The following is a 3,859-nucleotide window of genomic DNA, read 5'->3' on the forward strand; positions in this document are numbered from 1 at the left end:
GCGAGCAGAGGCGCGAGCAGCGCGACCAGGGCGAGCACGGCGCGCGAGATCACGACAGGCCCAGCTTCTCGGCGCTCTCCTCGCGCATCGCGATCTTGCGGACCTTGCCGGTGACGGTCATCGGGAACTCGTCGACGACCATCACGTAGCGCGGGATCTTGTAGTGCGCGAGCCAGCCGGCGCAGAACGCGCGGACCGCGTCGGCGTCGAGCGGGTCGGCCCCGGCGCGCATCCGCACCCAGGCGCAGAGCTCCTCGCCGTACTTGGCGTCGGGGACGCCGACGACCTGGACGTCCTCGACGTCGGGGTGGGCGTAGAGGAACTCCTCGATCTCGCGTGGGTAGATGTTCTCGCCGCCGCGGATGACCATGTCCTTGATGCGCCCCACGATGTTGCAGTAGCCGTCCTCACGCATCTCGGCGAGGTCGCCGGTGTGCATCCAGCCGTCGGCGTCGATGGCCTCGGCGGTCTTCTCGGCGTCGTCCCAGTAGCCGAGCATGACCGAGTAGCCGCGGGTGCAGAGCTCGCCGGGCTCCCCGCGCTCGACGGTCTCGCTGGTGGCGGGGTCGACGACCTTGAGCTCGATGTGCGGGTGGGCCCGTCCGATGGTCGCCGTACGCCGGTCGAGGTCGTCGTCGCTGCGTGTCTGGCAGGAGACGGGTGAGGTCTCGGTCATCCCGTAGGCGATCGACACCTCGGCCATGTGCATGTCGCTGACGCAGCGCTTCATCACCTCGACCGGGCAGATCGAGCCGGCCATGATCCCGGTGCGGAGCGAGGTCAGGTCGCGGTCGGCGAACGACGGGTCGTGCTGCATGGCGATGAACATCGTCGGAACGCCGTAGACCGCCGTGCAGCGCTCGTCCTCGACGGCGCGGAGGGTCACCGCGGGGTCGAACGCCGGGCCCGGGATCACCATCGTGGCGCCGTGGGAGGTGCAGCCGAGGTTGGCCATCACCATGCCGAAGCAGTGGTAGAAGGGCACCGGGATGCAGAGCCGGTCCTCGTGGGTGAGGTTGATCGTCTCGGTCGTGAACCAGCCGTTGTTGAGGATGTTGCGGTGGCTGAGCGTCGCGCCCTTCGGACGACCGGTCGTGCCCGACGTGTACTGGATGTTGATCGGGTCGGTCGGCGACAGCTGCTGCGCACGTACGTCGAGCGCATCGGCGGGCAGGTCGGCGCCGGCCGCGGAGAGCGCGGCCCAGTCGTCGGTGTCGACGTAGACCGTGCGCTCGAGGGCGGCGCAGTCGGGCGCGACCTCCTCGACCATCGAGCGGTAGTCGCTGGTCTTGAACGCCGTCGTGGCCAGCAGCCACCTCAGGCCGCTCTGGTTGACGGCGTAGGCCAGCTCGTGGGTGCGGTAGGCCGGGTTGACGTTGACCAGCACGACCCCGGCCCTGGCGGTGGCGTACTGCACGATCGTCCACTCGGCACAGTTGGGCGCCCAGATGCCGACCCGGTCGCCCACCTCGAGCCCGCCGGCGAGCAGGCCCCGGGCGACGGCGTCGACGGCTGCACCCAGCTCGGACCACGTCCAGCGCCGGCCGGTCGCGACCTCGACCAGTGCCTCGCGCTCGGGCCAGGTCGCGACGGTGCGGTCGAACGACGCCCCGATCGTCTCCTCGAGGAGCGGCTGGTCGGTCTCACCCTGGGCGTAGGACTCCATGGGCAGAACGTAACGCGCGTCACTCCACGACGGCGAGAGCCGTTCTCAGCGGACGACGCCGGGCGCTCCGGCGGGGCCCCGGTCGGCGACTGCTGGCGAAGGAAAGGTCTGGGGACCGCTGGCGTACATTCCCTGTCGTGCCCGATGACGACGCTCCGCGCCGGCCCCTGCTGAGGAAGAAGCCCCGCGACGGGGTGGCCACCGACGGCGTCGTACCCGCCGACAGCATCGACGGTCCCGACCGCAGCGCTGTGGCCGCCGGTGACGCCGGCGATGACGACGGCGACGGCGGTGCGACCGCGGCCAGCGAGACGAGCGCGGCCCCCGAGAAGCGGCGCGCCCCGCTGTGGCTCGAGACGGCCGTGCTGCTGGTGGTCGCCCTCGGGATGGCCCTGATCATCAAGACGTTCCTCGTGCAGGCGTTCTACATCCCGTCGGCGTCGATGGAGCCCGGGCTGGTCGAGAACGATCGGATCCTGGTGCAGAAGGTGTCGTACTGGTTCGGCGGCTCGCCCTCGCGCGGCGACGTCATCGTGTTCGAGGACCCGGGCGACTGGCTGCTCGGGCCCGAGGTCGGACCGCAGACCCTCCTGGCCAAGGGCCTGGCCAAGATCGGGCTCTACCCGACGGGCGGCCACCTCGTGAAGCGCGTGATCGGCCTGCCCGGCGACACGATCGAGTGCTGCGACGAGGAGGGCCACCTCATCGTCAACGGCGTCGCCATCGACGAGGACGACTTCATCCGGCCGCAGCCCGACTGCGACGGGCCCATGGTCAACGCCTGCCAGCGCAACTGGACGGTCACGGTGCCCGACGACCGGCTGTTCGTGATGGGCGACAACCGGGCCGCCTCGGCCGACTCCTCCGACCGGCTGTGCAAGCGGCAGCCCGAGCAGTGCGACCCCGACGAGCCGTCGCTGCCCAAGAACCGCCCCGACAAGCCGTTCGTCCCGATGGACAACGTCGTCGGCAAGGTCTTCTCGCTGGTCTGGCCGCTGGGTCACGCCGAGTTCATCGGACGGCCGGACGTGTTCGAGGACGTGCCGGACCCGAAGTAGGGTTGGTCGGCCGGGTGGAACCGCGCAGTTGCGGTTTCGGGTCGCGGAGGGTCCGGTCGGGTGCCCAACTCGTTCGATCGCACGAGTTGGTCTGGAATCTAGGCCCCACCACCCACCCAACTCGTTCGATCGCACGAGTCGGTCAGGGATCCAAGCCCCACCACCCACCCAACTCGAGCGATCGCACGAGTTGGTCAAGGATCCCGACCCCACCACATACCCAACTCGAGCGATCGCACGAGTTGGTGCGGGAGTACGACCTCAGGCGGACGCGGCCTCAGCAGCAGCGGTCAGCGCCGCTAGGGCGAGGGGCGCCTCGGCGGTGACCATGGGGCCGATGTCGTCGGCGCCGGGTCCCTCGATCGTGGCGGAGACGGTGACCTCGCTGCCGCCGTCGGGCAGCGGCGTGACGACGTGGTCGATGCGGATGACGAGCTCGCCCATGGTGAGCTCGTCGACGTAGCGGGTGCCCGGGTCGACGACCGCGAGCACGACGGGGACCTCGAAGGGCCCGGCCAGGGTCATGGTGCCGGCGGTGCCCTGCTCGAACGGACCGTCGAGGACGACGCCGACGACCGACGGGTCCCACGACGGCCAGGTCGCGGGGTCGGCCCACAGCGCCCAGACGGCGCTCGGAGGCGCCGGCGTGGTGACGGTCTGGGCGTGGTCGAAGCTCATGGTCTGTCCTTGGCGACGATCATGGTGCGGTCCCCGAAGCGGACGGTGTCGCCGTCGAGGAGGGTCGAGGGGCGCCCGGCGGTGAGCGACTTGGAGACGCCCTGGCGCACGACGACCGAGCCGTTGGTCGACCCGCGGTCCATCACGACCAGGGCGCCGTCGGGCACGACCTGGAACTGCGCGTGCGTCTTGGACACCGACATGTCGGAGGAACGCAGCGGCACCAGGTGCTTGACCAGCTCACCCACCCGCGGCTCGGGACGGCGGCCGACCAGCGCCAGGCCCTCCACCACGAACGTCTCGCCGGTGTCGAAGCTGACCCGCCAGCGGGCCGTGGCGGCCCGGTCGGGGTCGGGGCGGCGTGCGGTCGGGCCGCTGATGAGCGACTCGGGCACGACCGTCGCCTCGGAGGACGGCGGCGGCGCGGGCGCGGGCGGTACGACGGGCGCGGGCGGCG

The 3,859-nt window shown here is 71.0% G+C and carries 4 protein-coding genes; 1 reads left to right on the forward strand and 3 read right to left on the reverse strand.

The features are described 5' to 3' along the window. Positions 1–49: 49 nt before the first annotated feature. Positions 50–1,666: an AMP-binding protein gene (locus Q7T52_RS09265; RefSeq protein ID WP_304801706.1), complete on the reverse strand. Its 1,617-nt coding sequence runs from the start codon at positions 1,664–1,666 to the stop codon at positions 50–52. Positions 1,667–1,803: 137 nt separating this feature from the next. Here Q7T52_RS09265 and lepB point away from each other — a divergent pair, with 137 nt between their 5' ends. Then, entirely contained in the window at positions 1,804–2,724 is a 921-nt protein-coding gene (gene lepB, locus Q7T52_RS09270) for a signal peptidase I (RefSeq protein ID WP_304801707.1), read from the forward strand. Positions 2,725–2,985: 261 nt separating this feature from the next. Here the strand turns inward: lepB and Q7T52_RS09275 are convergent, their stop codons facing one another. Both Q7T52_RS09275 and Q7T52_RS09280 read right to left on the reverse strand, forming a co-directional pair. Continuing rightward, the gene (locus Q7T52_RS09275; RefSeq protein ID WP_304801709.1) at positions 2,986–3,402 is read right to left on the reverse strand and encodes an SRPBCC family protein; all 417 of its coding nucleotides are present in this window, start codon (positions 3,400–3,402) and stop codon (positions 2,986–2,988) included. Next, the coding region (locus Q7T52_RS09280) for an FHA domain-containing protein (protein WP_304801711.1) at positions 3,399–3,859 on the reverse strand (461 nt) is incomplete at its 5' end. The genes Q7T52_RS09275 and Q7T52_RS09280, both read right to left, overlap by 4 nt.

It is taken from the genome of Nocardioides sp. (assembly GCF_030655615.1).
Taxonomy (GTDB): Bacteria; Actinomycetota; Actinomycetes; order Propionibacteriales; family Nocardioidaceae; genus Nocardioides.